This is a genomic window from Niveispirillum sp., from assembly GCF_017996735.1.
Lineage (GTDB): Bacteria > Pseudomonadota > Alphaproteobacteria > Azospirillales > Azospirillaceae > Niveispirillum.
This window is the reverse complement of sequence record NZ_JAGOGJ010000001.1, coordinates 80,940-105,538: the sequence shown is the minus strand read 5'-3', so window position 1 is coordinate 105,538 and position 24,599 is coordinate 80,940. Positions and strand designations below refer to the sequence as shown.

The 24,599-nt window shown below is 64.7% G+C and carries 23 protein-coding genes and 1 pseudogene; 21 read left to right on the top strand and 3 right to left on the bottom strand.

All coding sequences use genetic code 11. The features are described 5' to 3' along the window. Positions 1–113: 113 nt before the first annotated feature. The 7 genes from KBA48_RS00450 to KBA48_RS00420 all read left to right on the top strand — a co-directional run bounded on the left by KBA48_RS00450 (position 114) and on the right by KBA48_RS00420 (position 9,024). Entirely contained in the window at positions 114–1,298 is a 1,185-nt protein-coding gene (locus KBA48_RS00450) for an acyl-CoA dehydrogenase family protein (RefSeq protein ID WP_292902637.1), read from the top strand. A gap of 11 nt (positions 1,299–1,309) precedes the next feature. Continuing rightward, complete coding sequence (locus tag KBA48_RS00445) at positions 1,310–2,110, top strand: TIGR03084 family metal-binding protein (protein WP_292902635.1); 801 nt, start codon at positions 1,310–1,312, stop codon at positions 2,108–2,110. Between the two features lie 8 nt (positions 2,111–2,118). Beyond that, entirely contained in the window at positions 2,119–3,012 is an 894-nt protein-coding gene (locus KBA48_RS00440; RefSeq protein ID WP_292902634.1) for a phosphatidylglycerol lysyltransferase domain-containing protein, read from the top strand. Positions 3,013–3,109: 97 nt separating this feature from the next. Next, positions 3,110–4,729 (top strand): acyl-CoA carboxylase subunit beta, encoded by a 1,620-nt coding sequence (locus tag KBA48_RS00435; protein ID WP_292902632.1) that lies wholly within the window; start codon positions 3,110–3,112, stop codon positions 4,727–4,729. A 29-nt stretch (positions 4,730–4,758) separates the two neighbouring features. After that, positions 4,759–6,747, top strand: a complete 1,989-nt coding sequence (locus tag KBA48_RS00430) for an acetyl-CoA carboxylase biotin carboxylase subunit (protein ID WP_292902630.1) — start codon at positions 4,759–4,761, stop codon at positions 6,745–6,747. Next, positions 6,744–7,535 (top strand): enoyl-CoA hydratase/isomerase family protein, encoded by a 792-nt coding sequence (locus tag KBA48_RS00425; RefSeq protein ID WP_292902628.1) that lies wholly within the window; start codon positions 6,744–6,746, stop codon positions 7,533–7,535. Before KBA48_RS00430 ends, KBA48_RS00425 begins: the two co-directional genes overlap by 4 nt. 97 nt (positions 7,536–7,632) lie before the next feature. Further along, positions 7,633–9,024, top strand: a complete 1,392-nt coding sequence (locus KBA48_RS00420) for an FAD-binding oxidoreductase (RefSeq protein ID WP_292902626.1) — start codon at positions 7,633–7,635, stop codon at positions 9,022–9,024. Positions 9,025–9,249: 225 nt separating this feature from the next. On the opposite strand, the pseudogene KBA48_RS00415 reads toward KBA48_RS00420, so the two are convergent. Next, positions 9,250–9,383 (bottom strand): annotated as a pseudogene (locus tag KBA48_RS00415) (IS3 family transposase); the annotation flags it as partial. Positions 9,384–9,428: 45 nt separating this feature from the next. Continuing rightward, positions 9,429–12,176: a winged helix-turn-helix domain-containing protein gene (locus KBA48_RS00410; RefSeq protein ID WP_292902625.1), complete on the bottom strand. Its 2,748-nt coding sequence runs from the start codon at positions 12,174–12,176 to the stop codon at positions 9,429–9,431. Positions 12,177–12,370: 194 nt separating this feature from the next. On the opposite strand from KBA48_RS00410, the gene KBA48_RS00405 reads away from it, so the two are divergent. The 14 genes from KBA48_RS00405 (at position 12,371) to KBA48_RS00340 (ending at position 23,987) form a co-directional block, all read left to right on the top strand. Beyond that, positions 12,371–12,934, top strand: coding sequence for a cysteine hydrolase family protein (locus tag KBA48_RS00405; protein WP_292902623.1), 564 nt, complete (start codon positions 12,371–12,373; stop codon positions 12,932–12,934). A 309-nt stretch (positions 12,935–13,243) separates the two neighbouring features. After that, complete coding sequence (locus tag KBA48_RS00400; RefSeq protein WP_292902876.1) at positions 13,244–14,074, top strand: alpha/beta hydrolase; 831 nt, start codon at positions 13,244–13,246, stop codon at positions 14,072–14,074. A 149-nt stretch (positions 14,075–14,223) separates the two neighbouring features. Next, positions 14,224–15,177, top strand: a complete 954-nt coding sequence (locus KBA48_RS00395; RefSeq protein WP_292902621.1) for an MBL fold metallo-hydrolase — start codon at positions 14,224–14,226, stop codon at positions 15,175–15,177. Positions 15,178–15,191: 14 nt separating this feature from the next. Further along, positions 15,192–15,881, top strand: coding sequence for a DJ-1/PfpI family protein (locus KBA48_RS00390; RefSeq protein ID WP_292902619.1), 690 nt, complete (start codon positions 15,192–15,194; stop codon positions 15,879–15,881). Between the two features lie 14 nt (positions 15,882–15,895). After that, positions 15,896–16,759 (top strand): helix-turn-helix domain-containing protein, encoded by an 864-nt coding sequence (locus KBA48_RS00385; protein ID WP_292902618.1) that lies wholly within the window; start codon positions 15,896–15,898, stop codon positions 16,757–16,759. Between the two features lie 200 nt (positions 16,760–16,959). Further along, positions 16,960–17,559, top strand: coding sequence for a protoglobin domain-containing protein (locus KBA48_RS00380; RefSeq protein WP_292902616.1), 600 nt, complete (start codon positions 16,960–16,962; stop codon positions 17,557–17,559). Next, the gene (locus KBA48_RS00375) at positions 17,559–18,101 is read left to right on the top strand and encodes a TlpA family protein disulfide reductase (RefSeq protein WP_292902614.1); all 543 of its coding nucleotides are present in this window, start codon (positions 17,559–17,561) and stop codon (positions 18,099–18,101) included. The genes KBA48_RS00380 and KBA48_RS00375 overlap by 1 nt, the downstream gene beginning before the upstream one ends. 25 nt (positions 18,102–18,126) lie before the next feature. After that, positions 18,127–19,584, top strand: coding sequence for a catalase (locus KBA48_RS00370; RefSeq protein ID WP_292902612.1), 1,458 nt, complete (start codon positions 18,127–18,129; stop codon positions 19,582–19,584). An 8-nt stretch (positions 19,585–19,592) separates the two neighbouring features. Next, positions 19,593–21,230, top strand: coding sequence for a cytochrome-c oxidase, cbb3-type subunit I (gene ccoN, locus KBA48_RS00365; protein ID WP_292902610.1), 1,638 nt, complete (start codon positions 19,593–19,595; stop codon positions 21,228–21,230). Between the two features lie 4 nt (positions 21,231–21,234). Continuing rightward, on the top strand, positions 21,235–21,960 hold the full coding sequence (gene ccoO, locus KBA48_RS00360; RefSeq protein ID WP_292902608.1) for a cytochrome-c oxidase, cbb3-type subunit II: 726 nt from the start codon (positions 21,235–21,237) through the stop codon (positions 21,958–21,960). Between the two features lies 1 nt (position 21,961). Further along, a complete protein-coding gene (locus KBA48_RS00355) occupies positions 21,962–22,129 on the top strand; it encodes a cbb3-type cytochrome c oxidase subunit 3 (protein WP_292902606.1) in 168 nt (55 codons plus the stop codon). Next, positions 22,126–23,010, top strand: a complete 885-nt coding sequence (gene ccoP / locus KBA48_RS00350; RefSeq protein ID WP_292902604.1) for a cytochrome-c oxidase, cbb3-type subunit III — start codon at positions 22,126–22,128, stop codon at positions 23,008–23,010. The genes KBA48_RS00355 and ccoP overlap by 4 nt, the downstream gene beginning before the upstream one ends. Continuing rightward, positions 22,997–23,179 carry a hypothetical protein gene (locus KBA48_RS00345; RefSeq protein ID WP_292902602.1) on the top strand — a complete coding sequence of 61 codons (183 nt, stop codon included), beginning with the start codon at positions 22,997–22,999 and terminating at the stop codon, positions 23,177–23,179. Before ccoP ends, KBA48_RS00345 begins: the two co-directional genes overlap by 14 nt. Positions 23,180–23,189: 10 nt before the next feature. Next, the gene (locus KBA48_RS00340) at positions 23,190–23,987 is read left to right on the top strand and encodes a DUF2189 domain-containing protein (RefSeq protein WP_292902600.1); all 798 of its coding nucleotides are present in this window, start codon (positions 23,190–23,192) and stop codon (positions 23,985–23,987) included. 24 nt (positions 23,988–24,011) lie between these two features. Here KBA48_RS00340 and KBA48_RS00335 read toward each other — a convergent pair whose 3' ends face one another. Beyond that, on the bottom strand, positions 24,012–24,599 hold the full coding sequence (locus tag KBA48_RS00335; RefSeq protein ID WP_292902598.1) for a biliverdin-producing heme oxygenase: 588 nt from the start codon (positions 24,597–24,599) through the stop codon (positions 24,012–24,014).

Below are 24,599 nucleotides of genomic sequence, written 5' to 3'. Positions count from 1 at the left end.
GGCGAGGATGCGTTTCATGATCGACGACTGCCGCACGGCCATCCCCCTGCGCAGCCGCACCATTTGGCCGCAAGCCGCCCTGCGCAATGTCAGTCCGACGCGCGGCACCAAGCATGAGCGACGACATCATGATCGAAACACCCCCCCTGCCGCACTATTTCAGCGCGGAGCACGAACAGTACCGGTCCCTCCTTCGCAACTTCGTGACGCGGGAGATCGCGCCGTTCGTCAATGACTGGGATGAGGCAGAGACGTTCCCACGCGACCTTTACCGCCGCTTTGGCGAGATTGGCGCGCTGGGCATTGGCTATGATGAGGATCTGGGCGGCACGCCGGCGGATATCTTCTATCACCTGATCACGTCGGAAGAGGTGGCGCGTGCCGGTTGCGGCGGCTTGTCGGCCTCGCTCCTGTCGCACACGATCGGGCTGCCGCCCGTGGCAGCCTATGGCAGCGACGCGCTGAAGCAGCGGGTCGTACCGCCCGTGCTGGCTGGCGAGAAGATTGCGGCCCTGGCCGTGACCGAGCCGGGGGGCGGTTCAGACGTCGCCGCGCTGAAATGCTCGGCCGTGCGCGATGGCGACCATTATGTGCTGAATGGCGAGAAGACCTTCATCACCTCGGGCATGCGCGCCGATTTCATCACCGTTGCGGTGCGCACCGCAACGGGGTCCAAGGGGTCGGGCGGCGTGTCGGCGCTGCTAGTTGATGCCGACACGCCGGGCCTGAGCCGCACGCCGCTGAAAAAGATGGGCTGGTGGTGCTCCGACACCGCCCATCTGCATTTCGACGATGTCCGCGTGCCGGTCGCCAACCTACTGGGCACCGAGCATGAGGGCTTCAAGGTATTCATGAACAATTTCAACAGCGAGCGGCTGTCCATGTCGATCGCCTCCTGTGCCTATGCGCAAGTCTGCGTCGACGAGGCGCTGGCCTGGGCGCGCGATCGTGTCACGTTCGGCCAGCCCCTGTCCCAGCGGCAGGTCATCCGTCACAAGCTGGTGGACATGGCCCTGAAGGTCGAGGCCGCCCGCACCTTCGTCTACGACCTGGGCTGGCAGATCGAACATCGCCACGGCAATCCTGAGCATCTGGTCGCCCGGGCCTGCATGGCGAAAATCCTGTCCACCCAGGCCATGCAATATTGCGCCGATCAGGCGGTGCAGATCCTGGGCGGCATGGGTTTCATGCGCGGCACCCGCTCCGAACGCATCTACCGCGAGGCCAAGGTGATGATGATCGGCGGCGGTTCCGAGGAAATTATGAAAGACCTGACAGCCCGGCAGTTGGGCATCTGAAGGACCTTCCCATGCATGATCTGACCGCCGATCTCCTCGCTGAATATCGCCAGCTCGCCGAGTTGTGCGCCACCCTGTCGTCCGAACAATGGCGCCAGCGCACGGACTTCTATGGCTGGACGCCCTGGGACGAGGTCGCGCATCTGCTGTTCTTCGACGAGACCGCGTTGCTGGCGGTCAATGACGTCGCCGGCTTTGAGGCCGACCGGGCGGCCCTGGCCCGCGAATTTGCAGCTGGAACGGAGATCAGCGCCATCGCCCGGCGCCGCTTCAACCATCTTGAGGGGGATGCCCTGCTGGCCCTATGGCGCCAACGCTACGAAGCGCTGGTGGCAGCACTCGCCGCGATGGACGCCAAGGCGCGCCTTCCCTGGTATGGCCCGCCGATGAGCGCCCGGTCCTTCGCGACGGCCCGGCTCATGGAAACCTGGGCGCATGGTCAGGACATCTGGGACATGCTGGGACGCGAGCGGGAGCCTGGCCCCGGCCTGCGGCACATCACGCATCTGGGCGTGACGACCTATGGCTGGACCTTCGTCAACCGCAAGCTTGCCGTGCCACAGCCCGCCCCCTATGTGGCGCTCCAGGCGCCAACGGGGGAGGATTGGGCATGGGGTGAGCCCTCAACGGAGAATTTCGTGCGCGGGCCTGCTCTCGATTTCGCCCTGCTGGTGACGCAGCGGCGCAATCGGGCCGACACACGGCTGGAATGGGCCGGGGACGCGGCCGATCAATGGACACGGCTGGCCCAGTGTTTCGCCGGCGAGGCCGCTGACGGGCCGTCGCCAGGTGCGAGAAGCTCGCGGCGCTGAGTTCCATCGTGGCGCATTCCGACGGTATCGACCTGACCCTGGCGCTGGCACCCCGTATTGTCCCGCTTCTGGCCCAGCGCACAGAGGGGCTGGCTCAGCGCATGCCGGCCGACCTGACCTTCGGCAATCTCTGGCTCTTCCGCCGCGAGCATGAGTGGCGCTGGCATGATGGCCCTTGGCCCTGTATCAGCGGCGTGACCTATGACGGGCAAGGACTGGCCCTGCCCCTGTTCGACATCGGTCAGGCGCCGATGGATGTCCTGCGGGCCATGGTCACCCGATACGGCGCCCTGTTCCCGCTGTGCGAACGGGAGGCCGACGCTGTCCGCGATTGCGGCCTTGTGCTGACGGATAATCGTGACGATGCCGACTATGTCTATCCGGCAGAGGCCTTCCGGACCTACCAGGGGCGGATGCTCCAGAAGAAAGCCAACCTGATGGCACAGCTTCTGGCCGCGCATGTCGTTGAAGCCGAACCCTATGGTCCCCATCTGCACGATACCGCGCGTCAGGTGCTGGACGGCTGGATGCAGGATAAGGGCAAGGCACCGGGCGAGGCGGATGAAGCCGCCTGCCATGAAGCGCTGGCCTTCGCGCCGGAGCTGCTATTGCGCGGGTTCCTCTATCGCGCTGATGGACAGCCGGCCGGGCTCCTGCTGGCGGAGCGGCTGCAGGAAGGCGTCTGGGCCATCCGGTTCGCGAAGGGATTGGTGCGCTTCAAGGGCATCGCCCAATACATGTTCCACCATTTCGCCTCCAGCGGCGGCACCGATGCGGGTGACAGGGTCGAATGGCTCAATTTCGAGCAGGATCTCGGCCTGCCCAATTTCCGCCAGACGAAGATGAGCTATCGCCCGGCCTTTCTCCTGCCCAAATGGCGCCTACTGCCGCCGGCGGCCTAGCGTCCATCCGGTCCTGTCGACCAGTTCGCGCAAGACCCGGTCGACGAAACGAACCTACGCTGACCACATCGCCGCAGCCGCAGCAGAACAAGCAGCCATGCCCCAAATCGACTCCACCATCTCCACATCCTCTATGGCTTACACAGCCAATCGTGATCACATGCTCGCCCTGATCGAGCGCGTGCGTGTCTATGAAACCCGGACCTATGCAAAGTCCTCCGCGTCGCGTGAGCGCTTTGAAAAGCGACAGCAGCTCTTGCCGCGCGAGCGTCTTTCGCTGCTGCTTGATCCCGGTGCGCCGTTCCTGGAACTGTCCACGCTGGCCGGGCTGGGACTGGACACTCCCGATCTCGGCACCAGCGTCCCCGGGGGCGGCGTCATCGCCGGCATCGGTTTCGTCAGCGGCGTCCGGTGCATGGTCTGCGCCAGCGATGCCGGCATCGACGCCGGCGCGCTGCAGCCGATGGGCCTGGACAAGCAGTTGCGCATTCAGGAAATCGCGCTGGAGAACAAGCTGCCCTATGTGCAGTTGGTGGAGAGTGCCGGCGCCAATCTGATGCAGTACCGCGTCGAGGCATTCGTTCATGCCGGCAATGTGTTCCGCAATCTGGCCCGGCTGTCGGCCGCCGGCCTGCCGGTGGTGACCGTCACCCACGGATCGTCGACGGCCGGCGGCGCCTATCAGACGGGCCTGTCGGACTATATCATCCTGGTTCGCGGCCGCTCACGCGCCTTCCTGGCGGGCCCGCCCCTGCTGAAGGCGGCGACGGGTGAGATCGCCACCGAAGAGGAGTTGGGGGGTGCCGTCATGCACGCCACCATCTCCGGTCTGGGCGACTATCTGGCAGAGGATGATCGTGACGGCCTGCGCATCGCACGCAACATCATCGATCAGATCGACTGGAACAGGGGACTACTGCCGGAACCGCCACGGACATTCAAGCCGCCGCGTTACGATGCCGAGGAACTGCTGGGCATCATGCCGGCGGACCACAAGCGACCGGCGGACATGCGGCAGGTGATCGCGCGCATCGCCGACGACAGCGATTTCCTGGAGTTCGGCCCGGATTATGGCAGCGCCACCATCTGCGGCCATTTCAAGATCGAGGGCTTCCCCGTTGGCGTGATCACCAATAATGGTCCCATCGATCCGGCCGGGGCGTCCAAGGCGACACATTTCATTCAGGCCTGCTGCCAGTCGCGGACACCAATCCTTTATCTGAACAACACTACCGGTTTCATGGTCGGTCGTGCCTATGAAGAGGCCGGCATCATCAAGCACGGGTCCAAGATGATCCAGGCGGTGACCAGCGCCACGGTACCGCAGATCACCATCTATTGCGGCGCATCCTATGGAGCCGGCAATTACGCCATGTGCGGCCGTGGCTTCCACCCGCGTTTTTGCTTCAGTTGGCCCAATGCCAAGACGGCCGTGATGGGTGGCGAACAGGCCGCACAGACCATGCGCATCGTCAGCGAGGCCGGCATGCGGCGCAAGGGGCAGGTGGATGAGGCACGGCTCGACGCCATGTCGGCCCGCATCGTTGATCTGTTCGACAGCCAGATGAGCGTGTTCACCACCAGCGCCCACCTGCTGGATGACGGGGTGATCGATCCCCGCGACACCCGCGCCGTACTGGCCAACGTGCTGGCAATCTGCCGGGAGGCCGAGGCCCGCACCCCGCAGCCCATGCAATTCTCGGTCGCCCGTCCGTGATCGACCCTTTGACTAATCGGGCCAACGCCATGACCTCTCCCACGCCCTTTTCCAAGATCCTGATCGCCAATCGCGGCGAGATCGCCCTGCGCGTGATCCGAACCGCCCATGCCCTTGGCTACAAGACGGTGGCGGTCTACTCCACCGCCGACGCTCAGGCCGCCCACGTCATCGCCGCCGACCAGGCCGTCTGCATCGGGGAGCCGCTGCCCTCGCAATCCTATCTGCGCATTCCCGCCATCATCGAGGCGGCGCGGGCCAGCGGAGCGGACGCGATCCATCCCGGCTATGGCTTTCTGGCGGAGAATGAGGAGTTTGCCGCCGCATGCCGCGACGCGGGCCTGGTGTTCATCGGTCCGTCGCCCGAGGCAATCCGCGCCATGGGTGACAAGGCCGGTGGCAAGCGGCTGATGATCGCGGCCGGCGTGCCTTGCATTCAAGGATATCAGGGCGATGACCAAAGCGAACAGCGCCTGTCGCAGGAGGCCGAGCGTATCGGTTATCCGGTCATGATCAAGGCCACGGCCGGCGGTGGCGGGCGCGGCATGCGGCTGGTGCCCTCCGCTGCCGAATTCGCCGACCTGCTGCGCAGCGCCCAATCGGAGGCCAGGAACGCCTTTGGCGATGCCACCGTCATCCTGGAGCGGGCCATCGTCGAGCCGCGCCATGTCGAGATCCAGATCTTCGCCGACCGCCATGGCAATGCGGTGCATCTGGGCGAACGCGATTGTTCGGTGCAGAGGCGCCATCAGAAGGTGGTCGAAGAAGCACCCTCCCCCGCCGTAGATGCAGGATTGCGGGCGCGCATGGGGGCCGCTGCCGTTACCGCCGCCAAGGCCATCGCCTATGAGGGGGCCGGAACGCTGGAGTTCCTGCTGGACCGCGATGGCAACTACTATTTCATGGAGATGAACACGCGGCTGCAGGTGGAGCATCCCGTCACCGAAGCCGTCACCGGGCTGGATCTGGTCGAGTGGCAGTTGCGGGTGGCGGCAGGCGAGCCGCTGCCGATGAGCCAGGATGACATCCGCTTTTCCGGGCACGCCATCGAGGTGCGCCTGTGTGCGGAGGATGTGCGCGCCGGTTTCATGCCACAGAGCGGCACGATGCGCCGGTGGCAGGCGCCATCCGGATTGCGTGTGGAACATGGCCTGCGTTCCGGCAGCCCGATCCCACCCTTCTATGACTCGATGATTGCCAAGCTGATCGCCCACGGCGCCAGCCGCGATGAGGCGCGTCGCCGCCTGATCCGCGGTATCGAGGAGATGGTGGCGTTGGGTGTGCGGACGAACCAGGAGTTCCTGGCACGATGCCTGTCGCATCCGGTGTTTGCGGCGGGCGATGCGACGACGGCCTTCATCGCCCAGCAAGAGGCGGACTTAATTCCCGCCGATGAAGCCAGCACCACCAGGGCCGCCATCGTTGGTGCCTGGTTGCTGCAGGAGACGACAGCGGCCGGCCGCCATGCCGCCGGCGACCGAAGTCTGGCGCACGCGATGCCGCTCGGCCTGCGTTTCGCTCTTGATGGCAAGCGTTTGACGGCCAGCATTTCCCAGGTTCGGCCCCAACAGTTCACGGTCAAGGTGGACGGAACGGAACACGCGCTTGACGTGGTTGCCATCGGCAAGGGTGAGGGCCGTTTCATCCTCAACGGGGTCATGGACACGGTTGCCTATGACCGTGACGGGCCCAGCCTCTGGCTGCGCCTGGATGGGCGGCCTTATGTGCTGGACGATCTGACGCGGGCCGCGGCTTCGCGCACCGACGAAGGCGGTGGCGATGGCCGGGTACGCGCGTCGATGAACGGACGTGTCGTGGCCGTGATGGCCACGGTGGGCGACAGGGTGTCGCCGGGCCAGCCCCTGCTCGCGCTGGAAGCGATGAAAATGGAACATGTCCACACCGCCCCCGTACAGGGCGTGATTACCGGGGTCATGGTCGCCATCGGCGATCAGGTGCAGGCACAGCGCGTGATGGTCGAGATCACGCCGGACGCGCCGCAAGGAGCCGCAGCATGAGCGACCGGTCATCGCCCGAGGCGGAAATTATCCACGAAAAACGTGACCGGTCCTTCTGGATCACCATCAACCGTCCTGACAAGCGCAACGCCCTGAATGCCGTCGTCATTTCCGGCCTGCGGGAAGGCCTTCGCGCGGCGCATGCCGATCCCGAGATCCGGGCCATCGTCATCACGGGCACTGGTGACAAAGCCTTTTGCGCCGGTGCCGACCTGCAGCCCGGCAAGGCTTTCGCGCCCGACCTCTCGCGCCCCAATGGCGACTATGCCGATCTGCTGCGGGAGGCCCGGAATGCCACCCTGCCGATCGTGGCCAGAGTGAACGGCACCTGCATGGCCGGCGGTGTGGGACTATTGTGCATGGCCGATATGGCGGTTGCGGCCGACCATGCGCTGTTCGGCCTGCCCGAGGTGAAGGTCGGCGTGTTTCCGATGCAGGTGCTGAGCCTGCTGCAGGATCTGGTGCCTGTGCGCATCATGCGCGAATGGGCCCTGACAGGCGAGCCGTTCTCGGCGCAGGAGGCGCGTCAGGCCGGGCTGGTCAACCATGTGGTTCCCCAATCCGATCTGGATGCCAGGACACAGTGGCTGATCGACCGCCTCACCGACAAATCCCCCACGGCGATCCGGTGGGGGAAATACGCGATGCGGGCGATCTCGGCCATGTCGTTCGATCAGGCCATTGCCTACACGGAGAGCCAGATCGCCTTGATGCCCATGACCGAAGATGCACGTGAAGGCATCACCGCCTTCCAGGAAAAGCGCAAGCCAGCCTGGACCGGGCGGTAAACCGATCCCGCTATCTTCTGCGCCATCCGCGAAGCGTCCCGGCCCGGCTTCCCCGGTGCGCCCCTGATGCCTAACCACATCGTGCCAGGAGATGATAATGGACCTGCTCGCCCAAATTCGCGCCATCGTCGGTGATGCCGGTCTGATCACCGGGGGTGATGTTGCCGGGCGCCCGGCGGACTGGCTCGGCCGCAATAGGGTCCAGGCCAAAGCCATCGTGCGTCCCTGTTCAACACAGGAATTGTCGGCCGTGATGAAGCTCTGCCATGCGGCAAGGCAGACCGTGGTCCCGGCCGGAGGCCTTACGGGCCTTGTCCGGGGCCAGTTCTCGCAGCCGGAAGATATCCAGATCTCCTTCGAACGCATGCGCGCGATCGAAGCGATCGATCCGGTCGGCCGCACGATCACCGTCCAGTCGGGCGTGCCGCTGCAAACGGTACACGAAGCGGCGGCCGAACACGGGCTGATCTATGGGGTTGACCTCGGTGCCCGCGGCTCCTGCACCATCGGCGGGAATATCGCCACCAATGCGGGCGGCAACGCCGTCATCCGATATGGAATGACACGCGACAATGTCCTTGGCCTGGAAGCGGTGCTCGCCGACGGGACAGTCGTCACCTCGATGAATACACTGCTCAAGAACAACACGGCCTATGATCTCAAGCAATTGTTCATCGGCAGCGAGGGCACGCTGGGCCTGGTGACCCGTGCCGTGCTTCGGCTGCACCCGGCACCGGCCAGCGAGGCGACCGCGATCGTCGCCATCGACAGTTTCGACCAGCTCACCCAATTCTTCACGCTGGCCGGTGCCCGCCTCGGCAGCCTGCTACGCTCTTTCGAGGTGATGTGGGATAGCTATTACAACCTGATCGGTATCCAGAGCGGCCGGCATCAGCCGCCGATCCCGACCGGCCACATGCTGTATGTCGTCATCGAAGCTGCCGGCACCGATCCGCAACGGGACGACGCATTGTTCACCGAAACGCTCGGTGAAGCGCTGGAACAGGGTATTCTCGCCGATGCCGTGATCGCATCATCCAAGGCGCAGCGCGATGCGATCTGGGCGATCCGCGAGGATGTCGAAGGACAGATCCATCTGATGACGCCCGGCGTCACCTTCGATGTCAGCCTGCCGATCATGAAGATGCAGGCCTATGTCGAGGGGCTGAAGGCCATGCTGCACACGACTTGCGGCGCTGATGCGCAAATGATCGTCTATGGTCATATCGGCGACAACAATCTCCATATCGTCGTCTCCCCCCGTCCCTGGAACGAACAGTCGAAACATGCGGCCGAAGAGATGGTCTATCGCCCGCTGCCTGCATTGGGCGGGGCGGTTTCGGCCGAGCATGGCATCGGCATCGACAAACGCGCATGGCTCGCGCTGTCACGCAGCCCGGCCGAACTGGCCGTGATGCACCGGGTCAAGGCTTCCCTTGATCCGTTCAACCTCGTCAACCGCGGCAAGGTACTAGGCGAGATGGCATGACCGGCATGGAAAACTCAGCCCCGATGATCTCCACCCTATACGCCAGGCAGTGGAAGAAGGCCGACATATCCGGCAGAATCACCCTGAAGTGCGACTTGGTTGCAATTCATTGTAGTCGGTTCGCTTGATCGCTGCCAGCTTGCTACTGAGAGCCTCTGGGGGCGTCTGCCACCCCAGGCACTTACGGGGCGTAGAGCTGGTCCCCAGCGAACGGAGGATCGGGCCATCGGCCGGCATCAGGTTGCCGATGCTTCCATGATATCGGCGGTGGTTGCAATGGACGACGAAGTCCTGGATTTTGCTTTCCAGGTCGCTGGGCAGGAAATAGTTTTCAGCAGGATGCGGTTCTTCAGTCTCTGGGGATGGTTTGGCACGCCGCGGACATGGTCTGCCCTTTCCCACCCCTAGCCCCTGCGGAAGCGAGCAAGGCTGGCGGCCGCCCGCGCCTGCCAGCAGGGGGCCCGCTGTTCGTTGGCGATATCCACGGCGCTGTTCAAAGCGGCCTCGGCCCCGACATCGTCGGACAGGGCGGACAGGGTTTCCCCCCGTTCGCGATGCAGTTCGGCCAGATACCACGCTTCACCCGAGCGGGCGCAACGATCCAGCGCCGCATCAACGACCGCCAACGCTTCAACTGATCGGCCAATCAAATTCAGGCCGCGGGCCTGGGCCAGAACCAGGGCGGTCTCATAAAGGACGAAGCGGGTTTGCCGTAGCCGTTCCAACGCGCTTTCAACCAGGGAGAGACCGTCTGCAACCTCGCCCCGCCGGATCAGCAGTTCGCCCGCAAACCCATCGGCATAAGTGTTCCATACATCCAGCGAATGGACCTTGGTCACATGTTGCAGCAAGCCGATGAACCGGCTGGCCTTCTCCAGATCGTCGTTCAGCAACGCTATGGCACAGGCCGCATCCGACAGGACATGCGCCAGGGTCAGTTCGTGCCCCATCTCCGTCACTTCGGCGATGGTGGCCTCGACCTCCTGCATGGCTTCGGCGGGAAGCCCCTGCATCCACAGCAGGCGGGCCAGAGTGATCCTGGCCACGCTGCGTTGATCATACTGGAAGCGCACCGTGTGGGCGCGGTTCACAGGTGGCGTGTACCGTTCCAGCATGCGGTCGATACTGGCGCGCGCCTCTGCGAAACGACCCTGGAACAACAAGGATCTGGCCCGCATCCGGTCAGCGATGGCGATATCCGCCTCATCCTGTTGTTGCGCCGCCAGCATGGCGAACCGTTCGGCCATGGCCAGCGCTGCCCGGGGTTGTCCGTCATTGGTGCGGTCCACCCACAGAGCCCACAGGGCCCGGGACTGATAATCGGCATCATTCAATCGGGTGGCAATGTCCAGCGTGCGCTGCCAAGCCGCGACGCCATGGGGGTGGGTTGTACTGGCCCGCATCTGCTGCCATCCCAGCGCCGCGTAAAGCTTCATGCGCTGCCGCTCGTTCCGGTGGGCCGGAATTTCCAGCAACTCCAGGGCCCGATACACGCGGGCATGGCATTCCTCGACCTGAAGCAGCGCAAACCAAAACGGCACGGCGGCGACCGTGATGCCGATGCCGATGGACGGATCGCCATCGCACGAAAAGGCCCAGTCCAGCGCCGCCCGCAGATTATCCACATGGCCGATATAGGTCGAGAGCCAGACCGGGGTGGGCTTCGTCTCCCACTCCGCCTCGGCCTGTTCAAACACAGCCCGGTAATGGGTCGCGTGCCGCCGGCGCATAACATCCGCCTCGCCTGCCTTTTCCAGCTTTGTTCGTGCATAGGCCCGGGTCGTATCGAGAAGCCGATAGCGCGCCTCTGCCTGTCCCCGATCCACGGTCAGCAGTGACTTGGCCGCCAACTCGGCCAAGGCCTCGTCGATCTCCATCTCCTCATCCGGAGGCAGGATGGCAGTCACCAGCGCCGCTGTGAACACTCCGTTGAACACGGACAGGTGGCGTAGCAATCGTTGTCCAACCGCCGGCAGCGTGCGGTAACTCCAGTCGAGCGTGGCGCGCAGTGTCTGGTGGCGGGGCAACGCCGTGCGGCGACCGCGCGTCAGCACCCGAAAACAGTCATCCAGCGATGCCGCCAGTCCAGCGATGCTTATGGTGTCCAGATGGCCCGCCGCCAACTCGATAGCGAGCGCAATCCCGTCCAGCCGACGGCAGATCTCTGCAACAGCGGGCGCATCGGCATCGTTCAGAACATACCCGCCCAGGCAAGCGGAGGCCCGCTCCACGAACAATTGCACGGCAGCGTAATCCATAGCGTCCGCTGCCAGGACTCCACCCTCCGGCGGCACATCCAGTGGCCGCAACCGCTGCACCCATTCCCCGGCGGCGCGCAGCGGTTCCCGGCTGGTGGCCAGGATGGTGAGAGCCGGCAACCGGCACAGCAGCGTCTCCGCCAGGGCGGCAGCCCCCTCGATCACATGCTCGCAATTATCCAGCACCAGCAGCAGTGTCCGGTCACGCAACTGCTCCACCAGATTGCCGACCAGATCAACCGACCGGTCTGTCAAGCCCAGGAGCGTTGCCAACGCCCCGGCGACGGCCGCAGGTTCCGCCACCGGAGCCAGATCGACGAACAAGACTCCACCCGGCTCGGCCGCACGCCTGGCGACAGCCACAGCCACGGTGGTCTTGCCCATCCCGCCAGGCCCCACGATGGTCACAAGACGCTGCTGCGACAGCAGGGTGGCAAGATTATCCACTACCTCCTGCCGGCCCACCAGACGGGTGACGGAGACCGGCAGGTTTCCTGAAACGGGCGCAGCCGCCGCAGGCATGGCGGGCGGCGGCGGCGGCGGCGGCGGCTGCGGCTGCGGCTGCGGCTGGACGGCCATGCCCCGGACGGGCGCCACAAAGCAATAGCCGCGACCAGGCACGTTGGTGATGTAACGCCCACCAGCCGGATCATCCTCCAGCGACTTGCGCAGGGCCCCGATATGGACACGCAGATTGGCTTCATCGACAAACGTGCCGGGCCATGTGCGGGCGATCAATTCCTCCTTCGCCACAACCTCTCCCGATCGCCCCGCAAGGGTGATCAGCAGGTCGAAGGCACGGCTGCCAATGCGTACGGGGCAGCCACCGCGCAGCAGCAGGCGCCGCTCCGGCAGCAACTGGAATTCTCCGAATGACAGGCCCTGCGGCTCCATCCAACCCCCCGGCGCTGTGCATGACAGCGTTGCCGCATGCACTGCATCATAAAATGTGAAGGCGTCAACCCCAACCATGGTTAACAGCCCATTGCGACAGACTATGGTTCTTTACATCCCTTTACGGGCTTCTGGGCGGCACCTGCTTCATGATGTTTCCAGGCAGAAACGCCGCAACCCGAAGGAACATCAACATGGCCAAGCGCGCTCTGATCGTCATTGATCTGCAAAACGACTATTTTCCCGGCGGTAAATGGACCCTGAGCGGTGTTGATGCCGCTGCCGCCAATGCCGCCCGTCTGATCGCCACCGCCCGCGCCGCGGGCGAGCCCGTGATCCATATCCGCCACGAATTCCCCACCACCGAAGCGCCGTTCTTCGTACCGGGCAGCAAGGGATCGGAAATCCATCCCGCCGTCGCCAATCGCGCCGATGAACCCGTCGTGCTGAAGCACCAGATCAATTCCTTCCGCGATACCAACCTGAAGGAACTGCTGGACGCGCGCGGCGTGGATGAAGTGGTGATCTGCGGTGCCATGAGCCACATGTGCGTGGATGCCTGCACCCGGGCTGCGGCCGATTTCGGGTACAAGGTGACGGTGATCCATGATGCCTGCGCCTCCCGCGATCTGACCTTCGGTAACACCACCGTGCCGGCGGCCCATGCCCATGCCGCGTTCATGGCGGCGCTCGGCTTCGCCTATGCCACGCTGCTGTCCACCGAAGATTATCTGGGCAATGCCGCCATTGCCGCCTGACTTCATGGTTAACCATCCTATACCAACGTGTTAGAGGCCTGAAATACCCGGATAATTGGCCAAGGGCCCGCCGGGGTCCATCCTGTGCTGGCTTTGCGGTCGAGCTACTCGGCCTCCGGCGGCAACGCCGCCCCCATTGGACAATCGGAGCCCATCATGAAGAGCATGGTGACCCGCGCCGTTATCGGCGCCACGCGCCGCGACGTCCTGGCCGGCGGTGTCGGCCTGTACGCCGCCGGCCTGTTCTCCCCCTTTCTCTTTCCCCAGGCGTCGGCCAAAGCAGCCCCGCCCATTGAAGGAATACGGATCATGAGCACGATCAAGACCAAGGACGGCACGGAGATTTTCTACAAGGACTGGGGCCCGCGCAACGCACAACCCATCGTCTTCCACCATGGCTGGCCCCTGTCGGCGGACGACTGGGACGCGCAGATGCTGTTCTTCCTGGGTCAGGGGTTCCGTGTCATCGCCCATGACCGGCGCGGCCACGGGCGGTCCAGCCAGACCGATACCGGCAACGAGATGGACACCTATGCCGAGGATGTGAAGGCGCTGGCGGCGGCCCTCGACCTGAAGGGCGCCATCCATGTCGGCCATTCAACGGGCGGCGGAGAGGTAGCGCGCTATGTCGCCCGCGCCGAACCGGGCCGGGTGAAAAAGGCCGTGCTGATCGGCGCCGTGCCCCCCATCATGGTGAAATCCGACAAGAATCCGGGCGGTCTGCCGCTGGAAGTGTTCGACAGTTTCCGCGCTGCGGTGGCTGCCAACCGGGCGCAGTTCTACAAGGATGTGCCGGCCGGCCCGTTCTATGGCTACAACCGGTCGGGCGCCAAGGTTTCCCAGGGTGTCATCGACAATTGGTGGCGCCAGGGCATGATGGGCGGCATCAAGGCCCAGTATGACTGTATCAAGGCCTTCTCGGAGACCGATTTCACCGAGGATCTGAAGAAGATCGACGTGCCCGTCCTGCTGCTGCATGGCGATGATGACCAGATCGTGCCCATCGCCGACAGCGCCCTGTTGGGCATCAAGCTGCTGAAGAAGGGCACGCTGAAGGTCTACAAGGGCTTCGACCACGGCATGGCCACCACCCAGGCCGACACGATCAACGCCGACCTGCTGGCCTATTTCAAGGCCTGATGGTGTTGCGTTTCCCGTACCGACAGACCGGCGCAAAGGTCCGGCCCTTGAGGGTTTCCAAACTCTCCACTGTCACCCCGGTGAAGGTGGAGAGTTTGGAAACGGTGGCGGAAAAAACTCGCTGTGGTCTTGCAGCAATGGAGGTCAGCATGCCGCGTCAAGCCTTTGACCCCGAACCGTCACCCATCGCCCGGCGCGCCTTCCTGGCCGGGGCAGCCGCGCTGACCGTGACGGCGGGCGCCCTGGATACCGGGCCCGGCGTGGCGGCCCCGCCGCGGCACTTCGGACATGGGAATTTCCAGATCGATGTGTTCAGCGACGGTTTCATCATCCTGCCCGACGCCGTCATCGCCCCGGATGCCGGCCCCACCGAAAGGGCCGACATCATAAGACGGCTGGGTGGGCGGCTGGGAACGGCTGACATTCCCGTCAACATCCCGCTGATCCGGGCCGGCGAGGCGCTGATCCTGGTCGATACCGGGTCGGGGGACAAGTTCCAGTCCACGGCCGGGCGGTTACGCGACAATCTGCGGGCCGCCGGGGTCGATCCGGCCAGCATCACCCATGTGGTTCTGACCCATGCCCATCCCGACCATTCCGGCGGCGTGCTGTTGCCGGATGGCAGCCTGTCCTTCCCCAATGCCACCTATCACGTGTCGGCGGCGGAATGGGATTTCTGGATGGGACAGGACCCGGCGGGCCGTTATCCGGGGTTGCGCGATTTCGTGCCCGGCGCCAGACGGGACCTGGGTGCCGTTGCCGACCGGCTGGTCCGGCTGCGTGACGGGGACGAGGTGGTGACCGGTCTCAGGACCCTGTCCACACCGGGGCACACGCCGGGCCACATCTCTCTGGAACTGGCGGGGGATGACGGGCTGCTGATCACCGGCGACGCCATAACCAATGTCGTCGTGTCGTTCGAGCATCCTGGCTGGCGCTTCGGCTTCGATACCGACCAGGACCAGGGGGTAGCCACGCGACGCCGCCTGATCGACCGGGCGGCGGCGGAGAAGCTGCACATGCTGGGCTATCACTGGACCAGCCCCGGCTTCGCCATCGCCGAACGGCACGGCACCGCCTATCGCCATGTGGCCCTGGGTTGATGGGAAAAGGGAAGATGATGACGATACCACGCATCCTCGTCGTCCTCACCTCCTGCGACCGGCTGGCCTGGATCGGTCCGCCGGCCGGTTTCCGGCTGTCGGAGTTCACGGCGGCCTGGGCGGTGCTGACCGATGCCGGATGGGAACTGGCGCTGGCATCCCCCCAGGGCGGGGCGCCCCCGGTCGATCCCGTGGGCGACGCGCTGAGCGGCAGGTCGGAAGCCACAAGGCGGTTCCTGGCCAACCGGGAGGCGCGCGATGCGCTGGCGGATACGCTGCCCCTGGACCAGGTGCATGCGGGTGATTTCGACGGGCTGTTCTATCCGGGCGGGACGGGGGTGCTGGGCGATCTCGTGGTGGACCGGCATTCCATCGCCCTCATCGCCGCCTTCGCTGCCGAGGCCAAGCCTATGGGCTTTGTGTCGGAGGCGCCGGCGGCCTTGCTGCGGGTAAGCAAGCCCGATGGCACACCCTATGTCGCCGGGCGACGCTTGACGGTGGAGGACGGGGATGGAACCCTGTTGACGGATGGCAGGCGGCTCAGCGACCTGTTGGTGGATCTGGGAGCCCACGTCATGCCCGGTGCCGCAGGGAAGCAACATGTGGTGATCCATGGACCGCTGGTGACGGGGCGAAACCCGGCATCGGCGGATGCCGCGGCCCGCGCCCTGGCGACGCTGGTCCTGCGGGCGGCCGGCCCCTGACCGAAGGAGGAAACATGCTGCCCGCCTTGCATATCCGTCAGGACCATGTGGTCCCCAGCCTGCGCACGGATTGGACCGGTGTTTCCGCCGAACTGCTGAACACGACCGACGGGCGGGCCTATGATTTCCGGTTCAACGGGCCGGCGCTGTATCTCTGCTTCGGCCTGTCGGGCCGGCGGAAGGACAGCGTGGTCAACGTCGATGGCGAGAAGGCCACCCGCTTCATCGAAATCGCCAACCATTTCCACATCATCCCGGCCGGTGCCCGGTTCGAGGGGTTTTCCGTGCCCGCGACGGCGCAGCGTTTCGTGCAGATCTATCTGGACCCGCGGTCGGGTGTGCTGCATCCCGACCTGGACCTGACGGAGATCGCCCCACGCCTGGCCGCCACGGATGCCAACCTGATGGCCACGGCCCGCAAGTTCGAGGCGGCGGTGACCGCCCCCCGACCGCTGGGGCGTCTTTACGGGGAAACGCTAGGCTGTGCGCTGGCCATCGAATTGCTGCAATGGCAACGGGGCCAGCAGGTGCGACAGCGGGCAACCCGCGGCGGCCTCTCCCCGCATCAGTATAACCGCGTTACCGGCTTCATCCGCTCCCACCTGCATGAGGAGATCGGGCTGGTGCAACTCGCAAGGTTGGCCGATCTGACGCCATGGCATTTCTGCCGGGCCTTCAAGCAGAGTACGGGCATGACCCCGCACCGCTGGGTCACCGCCCTGCGGATCGAGCGGGCCAAGGAACTGCTGGCCGACCAACGGTTCAGCATCACGGATGTGGCCCTGGCCGTCGGCTTCGCCGGCTCCACCCAGTTTGCCCGTAGTTTCCGAATTGGAACCGGCCTGTCGCCGACCGCCTGGCGCCAGCAACGCCTGTAGCAAACAGTGCAGCCGTAAGTTCACCGCAATATCCGTCGTCTGGCGCAAGAAACGTCAAGACCGCGCCTCGGCAAAGAACCCAAGTTAACGCTCACTCCGTCCGCATCGGGATGGCGTGCCGGAACCCGGCCGCTTTCCCGCGACACCCCCCTCTTGCCGGCGGGAGGAGCATTTCGATCCCACATCATAAAGGAGGTCCCATGTCCGCCTATCAATCCGCCGTCCCAGGGTACCGGTTGGGTGACCCGTCGCTGCCGCAATCCCCGGTTTCCCTGGCCGAACTGGCTTTGCTGAAGCAGACATTGCTGTTCACGGAGGAGGATACGCATTATCTGCGCAAGGCCGGTGACGTTTTGGTGCCACAGACCGATGCCATCCTGGACGTCTGGTATGGTTTCGTCGGCAGCCACCCGCATCTGCTGCATTATTTCACCAACAAGGCCGATGCCACGCCGAACATGGATTATCTGGGGCGGGTGCGCGCCCGGTTCGCCCAGTGGATCAAGGATACGACCGACGCCGATTACGGCCAGGACTGGCTGAACTACCAGCATGAGTTGGGCGTGCGCCATACTCGTGCTGGCAAGAACAAGACCGACAACGTCGCTTCGGTCGAGCATATCCACCTGCGCTACCTGATCGCCTTCATCGTACCGATATCCGCCACGATCGAACCTTTCCTGGCCCAGGCCGGTGCCAGCCCGGACGAAGTGCGCAAGATGCATGCCGCCTGGACCGAGGCGGTGGTCCTGCAGGTCATTCTCTGGAGCCATCCCTATATCAAGCCGGGCGATTTCTGATGAACACCAGACTTGCCCCCGAACTGGCGGTGACCCGCTGGTTCAATACCCCGAAGCCCCTGACGCTGGCAGGCCTGCGCGGCCGGCCGATACTGATCCATGCCTTCCAGATGCTGTGTCCCGGTTGCGTCATCCATGGCACGCCGCAGGCGCAGAAGGCGCACATGATGTTCCGCGACAGCGACCTTCAGGTCATCGGCCTGCACACGGTGTTCGAACATCACGATGCCATGAATCCCGGCGCGCTGGAGGCCTATATCCACGAATTCCGCCTGACCATGCCCATCGCCGTGGACCAGCCGGGCGAGGGCACGCCCACACCGGTGACCATGCGCCGCCTGGGCCTGCGCGGCACGCCGTCATCGGTGCTGATCGGCCGCGACGGCAGTATCCGCCATCACGGCTTCGGGCAGGAGGATGACATGGCGGTGGGCGCCCTGATCGCCGCCGCGATCGCCGAGAAGCCGTTCACGCCGGCCATGGCAGCGGCCGGCGCTACCGGTGCCGACGCCTGCACGGACGAATTCTGCCCCGCCCCCTGACATCCCCGATCGAGGAGCCCCGGCCATGAGCAAACCCACCCTGACCCATGCCAACGGCGCGCCCGTCGCCGACAACCTCAACATCCAGACGGCGGGCCGGCGTGGGCCGGCGCTGCTGCAGGATATCTGGCTGATCGAGAAGCTGGCCCATTTCGACCGGGAGGTGATTCCGGAGCGGCGCATGCATGCCAAGGGCTCCGGTGCCTACGGTACCTTCACCGTAACCCAGGACATCACCCGCTACAGCAAGGCCAAAATCTTCTCCGAAATCGGCAAGCAGACGCCTGTGTTTCTGCGTTTCTCCACCGTGGCCGGGGAACGCGGGGCGGCGGATGCGGAACGCGACATCCGCGGCTTCGCGGTCAAATTCTATACCGAGCAGGGCAACTGGGATGTGGTGGGCAATAACACACCCGTCTTCTTCTTCCGTGACCCGCTGCGTTTCCCCGACCTGAACCATGCCGTCAAGCGCGACCCGCGCACCGGCATGCGCAGCGCCGACAATAACTGGGATTTCTGGACCCTGCTGCCCGAGGCACTGCATCAGGTGACCATCGTCATGTCCGACCGTGGCATCCCCCGCACCTATCGCCACATGCACGGCTTTGGCAGCCACACATTCAGCATGATCAATGCCGCGAACGAGCGTGTCTGGGTGAAGTTCCATTTCCGCAGCCGGCAGGGCATTGAAAACCTGAGCGATGCGGAAGCCGAGATCGCCATCGGCCAGGACCGCGAAACCCATCAGCGAGACCTGTTCAACAGCATCGAGGCCGGTGACTTCCCGCGCTGGACTTTAGCTATCCAGGTGATGACCGAGGCACAGGCGGCAGCCCATTACCATGATCCGTTCGACCTGACCAAGGTCTGGCCGCATGGCGACTATCCGCTGATCGAGGTGGGCGTGCTGGAGCTGAACCGCAATCCGGAAAATGTGTTCGCGGAGGTGGAGCAGGCCGCCTTCTCCCCCGCCAACATCGTGCCGGGCATCGGCTTTTCGCCCGACCGGATGCTGCAGGCCCGCCTGTTCTCCTATGGCGATGCCCAGCGTTATCGGCTGGGGGTGAATTTCAACCATATCCCCGTGAATGCGCCGAAATGCCCGTTCCACAGCTACCACCGCGACGGGGCCATGCGCACCGATGGCAACCTGGGTGCCACGCCCGCCTATTTCCCCAACAGCCGAGGTCATTGGGCCGACCATGCGGAAGCCAAGGAACCGCCACTGGTGCTGGATGGCCCCGCCGGTCATTGGGATCATCGGGTTGCAGACGATCACTGGCAGCAGCCGGGCACTCTTTTTCGCCTGATGGGACTGGCGCAACGGCAGGTTTTGTTCGACAATACCGCCCGTTCCATTGGTGCCGCCGCACCGCATATCCAGCGCCGCCATATAGAAAACTGCACAAGGGCCGATCCCGCCTATGGCGCGGGGGTGGCCAAAGCCTTGGGTCTTGATGTTTCCGCCGTCACCGCAGAGTGAGGAAACCTATGATCGCTCAGCTTACGCGCGCCGAACGGGAATTCGCATTGCTTGTTCTCACCTTGCTTGCCTCGTGCGGTTTGGTGATGGCCGCCGGTGCCAATGACGACCTGTTCGCCTTGCACGGGGGGCTGGTCCTGGCCTTCGCGGTCGGTTTGGGTTTCCTCGTCCTGTCGGGGTTGCACACGCCGGAACCGGGCGATAGCCGGCTCGCGGAATATTATGACGACCCCAGCCGGGCGGGCATCGTGCTGACCATGGGCTGGGCCGTCTTCGGGCTGGCGGTGGGTGACTGGGTGGCGTGGATGCTGGCCTATCCTGGCCTGACCTTCGATGCCGCCTGGGCCAGTTTTGGTCGGATCAGGCCCATGCACACGACAGGCGTGATCTTCGGATTCGGCGGCAATGCCCTGATCGCCACCTCCTTCCATGTGGTTCAGCGCACTTGTCGCACGCGGCTGGCCGGGCAGTTCAGCCCCTGGTTTGTGCTGCTGGGCTACAACCTGTTCTGCTTGCTGGCCGTCTCGGGCTATCCGCTGGGCGTCACCCAGTCCAAGGAATATGCCGAGCCGGAATGGTATGTGGATCTCTGGCTCTGCGTGGTCTGGGTGACCTATCTGGTGTTGTATATCCGCACGCTGGCGCGGCGTCGGGAGCCACACATCTATGTGGCCAACTGGTACTATCTGGCCTTCATCATCGTCGTGGCGATGCTGCATATCGTGAACAACATCGCCATGCCTGTGGCCTGGAACCACAGCCGCGCCTATTCGGCCTTCGCCGGGGTGCAGGATGCCATGACGCAATGGTGGTACGGGCACAATGCCGTCGCCTTCTTCCTGACCGCCGGCTTCCTGGGCATGATGTATTATTACCTGCCTGTTCGCGCCGGGCGCCCCATCTTCAGCTACCGAATGTCCATCATCAGCTTCTGGGGCATCACCTTCCTGTATATGTGGGCCGGATCCCATCATCTGCATTACACGGCCCTGCCGCATTGGGTGCAGACGCTGGGCATGACCTTTTCGCTGATCCTGCTGGTGCCGTCCTGGGGGTCGGCCGCCAATGCGCTGTTGACGCTGAACGGCGCCTGGGACCGTGTGCGTGACGATGCCACGTTGCGCTTCATGATGGTGGCCGCCCTGTTCTATGGCCTCACCACCTTCGAAGGTTCCTTCATGGCCATCCGGGCCGTGAACTCCCTGTCGCATTATACCGACTGGACCGTGGGTCATGTGCATGCCGGGGCCCTGGGCTGGGTAGCCTTGATCAGCTTCGGCGCCCTCTACAGCCTGACGCCGGCCCTATGGGGGCGGGCACGAATGCACTCCTCCTGGGCCGTGGAAGCGCATTTCTGGCTCGCTCTGGCCGGCACCCTCATCTACGTCTTTTCGATGTGGAATTCCGGCGTCATCCAGGGGCTGATGTGGCGCACCTATGACGCCGGCGGCACGCTGGCCTATTCCTTCATCGACACCGTCGTGGCCATGCATCCCTACTACGTCGCCCGCGCCATCGGCGGGGCGTTGTTCCTGGTTGGAGCCGCCATCGGCGCCTGGAATGTGTGGATGACCATCCGTGGCCCCTTGGCCGCCACGCAACGGGCCGGCGACGACCGGCCGCTGACCGTCCTGGCGGGGGAGTGAGCCGATGTTCGGACTGCATTACCGCCTTGAAAAGCATGGCATGGCCCTGGTGCTGGGCATCATCCTGGTCGCCTCCATCGGCGGGCTGGTGGAGATTGCGCCCCTCTTCACCATCGACGAGACGGTTGAGGATGCGCCCGACATGCGGCTGTACACCCCGCTGGAGCTGGCCGGGCGCAACATCTATATCCGGGAGGGCTGCTACGCCTGCCATTCCCAGATGATCCGCACGCTGCGCGATGAGGTGGAGCGCTACGGCCCCTACTCGCTGGCGGTGGAGTCCAAGTACGACCACCCGATGCAATGGGGGTCGAAACGCACGGGTCCCGACCTGGCCCGCATCGGCGGCAAATATTCCGACGAATGGCAGGTGGCCCACCTGATCGACCCGCGCGCCGTCGTGCCACAATCGATCATGCCCTCCTACCGGTTCCTGGTTACAACGGCGCTGCGCACCGACGATCTGGGCCTGCATCTTAAGGCGCTGAGCCGGGTGGGCGTGCCCTATACGGACGAGATGGTGGTCAACGCCACCGCAGACGCCATTGCCCAGGCGGGGACGGACGGCAGCGACGGTCTGACCAGCCGTTATGGCACCGCGACGCAGGCGCGTCCCTTCGACGGCAATCCCGGACAGGTGACGGAGATGGACGCCCTGGTTGCCTATCTCCAGATCCTGGGCCGGCTGACCGATGCCGCCCATGCCAACCGCCAGCCACCGGAGGAATGAGATGCCGGAGACAGGCCACGCCCTGACCGTTCTGCTTGCCAAGGGTTTCGGGCTTTTCTACCTGCTGGCCCTGTCGGTTGGTGTGCTGATCTATACGTTCTGGCCCGGCAACGGGAAACGTTTTGATCATGCGGCGAAATCGGTGCTGCGCGGGGAGGACCGGCCATGAGCGGCGGTGAGCGCGATCCCATCACGGGGCACATGACCACGGGCCATGAATGGAACGGCATCAGGGAATTGAACACCCCGGTGCCGCGTGCCGTCTGGTTCTTCCTGATCACAGCCTTCCTCTTCAGCCTTTTCTGGTGGGTGCTGATGCCGGCTTGGCCGCTCGGTCATACCTACACCAAGGGCTTGCTGGGTATCGACCAGCGCCAGGTCGTGAAAGACGACCTGCGCCGGGCGACGGAAAACGCCCCGCCCTGGCGGTCAGAGGTGGCCGGACGCGAATACGCCGATATCCAGAATGATCCCGTGCTGATGCAGCAGGTGCGCCGGCATGGGGCGGTACTGTTCGGGGACAATTGTGCCGGCTGTCATGGGCAGGGCGGCACGGGTGGGCCGGGCTTCCCGGCATTGGCGGCGGGTGCCTGGCTGTGGGGCGGGGCGCCAGAGGTGCTGGCGGAAACGCTTCGTGTCGGCATCAATTCCGACCATCCTGACACACGCGTGTCGCAGATGCCCGCGTTCGGACGCGATCAGTTGCTGGGACGGGCCGACATCCTGGCCGTTATCGCCCATGTTCGCTCCCTCTCGGGGACGGGAAGCGGGTCGTCGGCCGGCAGTGAGCTGTTCGCCGCCAACTGCGCCGCCTGTCATGGGGAGGATGCAAAGGGCATGGTGGAGACAGGCGCCCCCAACCTGACCGATGCCACCTGGATCTATGGCGGCAACGAGCAGGTCCTTTTTACCACCCTGTTCTATGGGCGCCAGGGGCATATGCCCCGCTGGGACCAGCGGCTGTCCGACCTGGATCGCAAGGTGCTGGCCCTCTATGTCGCCGACCTGGCCGCCGGCGCCAGGGAGGGGGGCGGACATGCAGATCACTAGGCACTGGCGCCTTATCCTGCTGGTGGCGGGGGGCGTCGCCCTGCTGCTGGGGGCCAATATCCATCTCGTGATGGTGGCGCTGGAAAGCCAGCCCGCCTGTGTACCGCATCAGAAACCGGGCGTGACGCCTGCCGCCGCCGGCTACAGCGCCGCCAATTCCGCTTGCTGAGAGGGTGACCATGATCGCCGTTCCCGACAGCCTGCCACCAACCCTCCCGCCCCTGCCCCATGTCAGCCTGTATGCGCGTGGCCTGCCTGCCTCTGCGGCGATGGGCTGGCTCAAGGCGGGATGGCATGACCTTTGGGACAATCCGGGGGGCAGTCTGGCCTATGGCGCCGTCATGTTGCTGGTCTCCTGGCTGGTGGTGGCCGGACTGGTCGAGCTGGGGCGCGATTATTTCCTGTTCCCGGCCCTGTCAGGCTTCGCCATCGTGGCGCCGGCCTTTGCCACGGGACTTTATGAAAAAAGCCGGCGGCGGGCGGTGGGAGAACGGATCGGACTTGGCGCCATGCTTCGGGTACGGGCCGCGTCGGGGCGGCAAATCCTGTTTGTGGGTGTGCTGCTCTGCCTGCTGATGCTGCTCTGGATGCGCGCCGCCGTTCTGCTTTATGCCTTGTTCTTTGGCTGGCAGCCGTTTCCGGGATTGGATCAGGTCGCCGCCATGCTGGTCACCGATCCGTTGGGTTGGGCCTTGCTGCTGGTGGGCGGGGCCGTCGGCGGTCTGTTCGCGGCCTTCGGCTTTGCCATCTCCGTCTTTTCCCTGCCCATGCTACTGGCCGAACGCATGGACGCCCTGACCGCCATGGGCACCAGCATGGCCATGGTCTGGAACAATCTGCCCGTCATGCTGACCTGGGGGACCGTCGTGCTGGCACTGCTGCTCCTGGGCCTGCTGCCCGGTCTGCTGGGCCTGATTGTGGTCTTCCCGTTGCTGGGACACGCCACCTGGCACGCCTACCGCACCGTGCGGGGCTGAGGATCAATGGCGGGCCCAGACCCGTCACGCTCCAAAAGATGTCTCAACCAATGCCCGCACCCGTGCAAAGGCGGCCTGCGCGCCGGTGACCACCCGTGCCTCCTGTTCCGATGTCAGGGGGACCGCGTCCAGCGCCGCGGTGAAGGTCCGCCACAGCAGACCCCGCCCCTCCACCGGGCCGGCCAGATGACGCGCGCCGAAATTTTCCGACAGACCCAGCATTGTCGCCTCTTTCAGCAGCAGCGCCGCGCCCAGATTGGAACCTTCCGCCACATAGAGCCACCCCAGCGCGGTGGGCAGATCACCGGCCGGCACCGGGATGGAGTCCACCGCAGGACGCGCCATGCCCAGGTCGTCCAGATCCAGGGCGATTTTGTCGAGACGACGGCGCGCCTTCAGATCAGGCACCAAGGCCGCCAGAACCGGATCATCATAAAGCGCGTCGAGATCCCGGTGGAATTGATACTGCGCCACCACAAAAAGGGCGTAGCGACCCCGGTCGCGGAACGGCTCCCGCCGCATGATCGCCTTGTCCAGACTGTCATGCGCGGCCTGGGTCGCGGCCTTCAGCCGCTTGGCACGGCCGGCATCGGTGACGGTCGGCTTGCTCAT

Coding starts and splice junctions, on each gene's coding strand:
- KBA48_RS00450 (WP_292902637.1), top strand. CDS start 114: ATGAGCGACGACATCATGATCGAAACACCCCCCCTGCCGCACTATTTC.
- KBA48_RS00445 (WP_292902635.1), top strand. CDS start 1,310: ATGCATGATCTGACCGCCGATCTCCTCGCTGAATATCGCCAGCTCGCC.
- KBA48_RS00435 (WP_292902632.1), top strand. CDS start 3,110: ATGCCCCAAATCGACTCCACCATCTCCACATCCTCTATGGCTTACACA.
- KBA48_RS00430 (WP_292902630.1), top strand. CDS start 4,759: ATGACCTCTCCCACGCCCTTTTCCAAGATCCTGATCGCCAATCGCGGC.
- KBA48_RS00425 (WP_292902628.1), top strand. CDS start 6,744: ATGAGCGACCGGTCATCGCCCGAGGCGGAAATTATCCACGAAAAACGT.
- KBA48_RS00420 (WP_292902626.1), top strand. CDS start 7,633: ATGGACCTGCTCGCCCAAATTCGCGCCATCGTCGGTGATGCCGGTCTG.
- KBA48_RS00410 (WP_292902625.1), bottom strand. CDS start 12,176: ATGGAGCCGCAGGGCCTGTCATTCGGAGAATTCCAGTTGCTGCCGGAG.
- KBA48_RS00405 (WP_292902623.1), top strand. CDS start 12,371: ATGGCCAAGCGCGCTCTGATCGTCATTGATCTGCAAAACGACTATTTT.
- KBA48_RS00400 (WP_292902876.1), top strand. CDS start 13,244: ATGAGCACGATCAAGACCAAGGACGGCACGGAGATTTTCTACAAGGAC.
- KBA48_RS00395 (WP_292902621.1), top strand. CDS start 14,224: ATGCCGCGTCAAGCCTTTGACCCCGAACCGTCACCCATCGCCCGGCGC.
- KBA48_RS00390 (WP_292902619.1), top strand. CDS start 15,192: ATGATGACGATACCACGCATCCTCGTCGTCCTCACCTCCTGCGACCGG.
- KBA48_RS00385 (WP_292902618.1), top strand. CDS start 15,896: ATGCTGCCCGCCTTGCATATCCGTCAGGACCATGTGGTCCCCAGCCTG.
- KBA48_RS00380 (WP_292902616.1), top strand. CDS start 16,960: ATGTCCGCCTATCAATCCGCCGTCCCAGGGTACCGGTTGGGTGACCCG.
- KBA48_RS00375 (WP_292902614.1), top strand. CDS start 17,559: ATGAACACCAGACTTGCCCCCGAACTGGCGGTGACCCGCTGGTTCAAT.
- KBA48_RS00370 (WP_292902612.1), top strand. CDS start 18,127: ATGAGCAAACCCACCCTGACCCATGCCAACGGCGCGCCCGTCGCCGAC.
- ccoN (WP_292902610.1), top strand. CDS start 19,593: ATGATCGCTCAGCTTACGCGCGCCGAACGGGAATTCGCATTGCTTGTT.
- ccoO (WP_292902608.1), top strand. CDS start 21,235: ATGTTCGGACTGCATTACCGCCTTGAAAAGCATGGCATGGCCCTGGTG.
- KBA48_RS00355 (WP_292902606.1), top strand. CDS start 21,962: ATGCCGGAGACAGGCCACGCCCTGACCGTTCTGCTTGCCAAGGGTTTC.
- ccoP (WP_292902604.1), top strand. CDS start 22,126: ATGAGCGGCGGTGAGCGCGATCCCATCACGGGGCACATGACCACGGGC.
- KBA48_RS00345 (WP_292902602.1), top strand. CDS start 22,997: ATGCAGATCACTAGGCACTGGCGCCTTATCCTGCTGGTGGCGGGGGGC.
- KBA48_RS00340 (WP_292902600.1), top strand. CDS start 23,190: ATGATCGCCGTTCCCGACAGCCTGCCACCAACCCTCCCGCCCCTGCCC.
- KBA48_RS00335 (WP_292902598.1), bottom strand. CDS start 24,599: ATGAGCAAGCCGACCGTCACCGATGCCGGCCGTGCCAAGCGGCTGAAG.